The sequence below is a fragment of the Acrocarpospora pleiomorpha genome, assembly GCF_009687885.1.
Lineage (GTDB): Bacteria > Actinomycetota > Actinomycetes > Streptosporangiales > Streptosporangiaceae > Acrocarpospora > Acrocarpospora pleiomorpha.
This window is the reverse complement of the sequence record NZ_BLAF01000148.1, coordinates 1-2,123: the sequence shown is the minus strand read 5'-3', so window position 1 is coordinate 2,123 and position 2,123 is coordinate 1. Positions and strand designations below refer to the sequence as shown.

The 2,123-nt window shown below is 67.5% G+C and carries 2 protein-coding genes; one reads left to right on the top strand and one right to left on the bottom strand.

What is annotated here, in order from left to right; translation table 11 throughout:
- Positions 1-409: ATP-binding protein (locus tag Aple_RS51685; protein WP_170322088.1), on the bottom strand; the 409-nt coding region annotated here is incomplete at its 3' end.
- A gap of 71 nt (positions 410-480) precedes the next feature.
- Between Aple_RS51685 and Aple_RS51680 the strand changes: the two genes are divergently transcribed.
- Positions 481-1,182, top strand: a complete 702-nt coding sequence (locus Aple_RS51680) for a GntR family transcriptional regulator (protein ID WP_155352163.1) — start codon at positions 481-483, stop codon at positions 1,180-1,182.
- Positions 1,183-2,123 lie beyond the last annotated feature (941 nt).

Here is a 2,123-nt window from a genome sequence, read left to right as displayed (position 1 = left end):
CGGTTATGGTCTGGTGGCCCCAGGTGTTGGCCAGGGTGCGGACGATGAAGAGGCCGCGGCCGGTGTCCTCGTCCGGGGTTGCGTGTCTGACCTGGGGAACCGACTCGGATCCCTGGTCTGTGACTTCGACGCGAATAGAACGTTCCTGGCGTATCGCACCGACAATGACATTTCCCTCGTCTTTCGATCGGCTGTAACGCACCGCATTCGTGAAAAGCTCGGAAACGACGAGTTCGGCGTCATCGACCCGCCCGTGACCTGCGAAGAACTGCCGTACGAAGATCCGGGCGACCGCCGCCATGGGCGGGATGCCAGGCAGTTCGATGGTCCAGTGATCCGTCCATTGAGCCATGCTTTGACCCCCTAAGGTCGGTTGTTGATGCTCCGTAAAGTTGGAATCACAGATCATGTCCATTACTCTGGGTTGTCCGTCGGATACGCCAAGATTGGAAAACGCTTCACAATCCGAGGGATGGATGGATGGCCAACTCCGATCCGGTTTACCTGCGCGTCGTTGAGGACCTCCGCCGACAGATCGCGGACGGCACCCTGCCGCCGGGAGCCCCGATCCCGTCCCGGCACCAGATCACCCGCAAGTACGGCGTAGGCGAGACCGCAGCCCGCCACGCGCTCCGGGTGCTGGCCCAGGAAGGGCTGATCATTGGTCGCGTCGGCTCCGGCCACCGGGTCAGACAACGGCCGACCCTGCTCCCCCTGCACCGGGGCCAGGCCCCTTTCTCCGCCGACATGCAGGCGCAAGGCCGCCGCGCCACCTGGGACTGGCAAACCGAACCCGCGGAAGCCACCCCCGACATCGCGGCCCGCCTCCGCCTCGACATCGCGGCCCCGATCACCAAGACCCGTTTCGTCTACCGCGGCGACGGCAAACCCGTACAACTGGCCACGTCGTACGAACCGGCGGGCCTCGGCGACAGCGGCGAGGACGTGAGCAACGTGACCGGCCGCCTGTCCGCACTCGGCATGAAAATCACCGAAGTGATCGAACACGTCTCCAGCCGCGTCCCCCAGCCCGCCGAGAGCGACGTCCTCGATCTCCCCGCCGGCGTGCACGTCCTCCACATCGAACGCACCCACTGGTCCGGCGACCGCCCAGTCGAAACCAGCGACATCGTCATCCCCTGCGACCAGTTCCGCCTGGTCTACAGCCTCCCCGTCCCCTGACCACCACGACCAGCCCCCCGAACCTCCCCGCGCAGAACCCAGACACGCGGAACCCCCATACGCGACGCCCAGTCGCCCACCAACGCGCGCAAAACCCACCCGCTCAGAACCCACGTGAACGACGCATTCGCGCTCCCTTCCAGAGCGCGCACAAGCCACCACCAGGCCCAGACACCCAAACCGAAGCAGCACAGGCCCGGAGCACACACGACCCCCGGCCACCAAGCCCTCAGACACAAGCCCGAGAACCACGAGACCGAGGTGCACTCGAGCCCGCACCACGACGCCGTCCCGCATGAGCCCGCCAAGCACGAAACCGAGGCCCGCACGAGCCCGCGCCACCAAACTCCCGCGCGCAAGCCCGAAGCGCACACGAGCCCACACCACGACGCCGTCCCGCATGAGCCCGCCAAGCACGAAACCGAGGCCCGCACGAGCCCGCGCCACCAAACCCCCGCGCGCGAAGCGCACACGAGCCCACACCACGACGCCGTCCCACACAAACCCGGCAAGCGCGGAACCGAGGTGCACACAAGCACCCGTCACTAAACCCTCAGACACAAGGCCGAGAACCGCGAGATTGAGGTGCACTCGAGCCCGCACCACGACGCCGTCCCGCACAAGTCCGGCAAGCGCGGAACCGAAGTGCACACGAGCAGCCGGCAGAGCGGCGTGCGCGAGATCAAGGTGTGGAAGGCCGAAGCGGGCGTGGGGCGGCTTCGGCGGGTTCTCCTGTGTGAGGCCGGTGGGCGGACTTATGGAGTGGCGTTGTGCAGGGGGGTGGATCGGGTTGGGAGCTAGCGGGCGGAGTCGTGCCTCCGTGAGAGGGTCGGGTCGTGGTTCGCCGGGGCTTGGGCGTGGGCTGGGGCCGCGGGTGTGGGTACGGCGGGAGCGGCGGACTGAGTGGGCGCGGGTGCGGGGCGCCGGGGGGCGGGTGAGGG

Coding starts and splice junctions, on each gene's coding strand:
- Aple_RS51680 (WP_155352163.1), top strand. CDS start 481: ATGGCCAACTCCGATCCGGTTTACCTGCGCGTCGTTGAGGACCTCCGC.